We start from the raw sequence: 369 nt of genomic DNA on the forward strand, positions 1-369 counted from the left end.
GATTTGGCAAAATACCGCGACCCCACCCACCGAGTTTCCCGATGAAGCAGATGACCTTCGCCGACGCCGAGTACGCTGGCAAGCGCAAGCAAACCCGCAAGGAGTTGTTCCTGATCGAGATGGATCGGGTGGTGCCGTGGAAGGGCTTGATTGCTTTGATCGAGCCACATTATCCGAAAGGTGAAGGTGGCCGTCCGGCCTACCCGTTGATGGCGATGCTGCGTGTGCATCTGCTGCAGAACTGGTTCGGCTACAGCGATCCAGCGATGGAGGAAGCGCTGTACGAAACCACGATCCTGCGCCAGTTTGCCGGGCTGAACCTGGAGCGCATCCCCGACGAAACCACCATTCTCAACTTCCGCCGCTTGC

At 58.8% G+C, this 369-nt stretch carries 1 protein-coding gene; it reads left to right on the plus strand.

Features of this window, described 5'->3' with window-relative positions; translation table 11 throughout:
• Window positions 1-41 precede the first annotated feature (41 nt).
• A partial coding sequence (locus HX812_RS31840) for a transposase (RefSeq protein WP_178949162.1) occupies window positions 42-369 on the plus strand: 328 nt, incomplete at its 3' end.

The organism is Pseudomonas sp. IPO3749 (genome assembly GCF_013386605.1).
Classification (GTDB): Bacteria; Pseudomonadota; Gammaproteobacteria; order Pseudomonadales; family Pseudomonadaceae; genus Aquipseudomonas; species Aquipseudomonas azotoformans_A.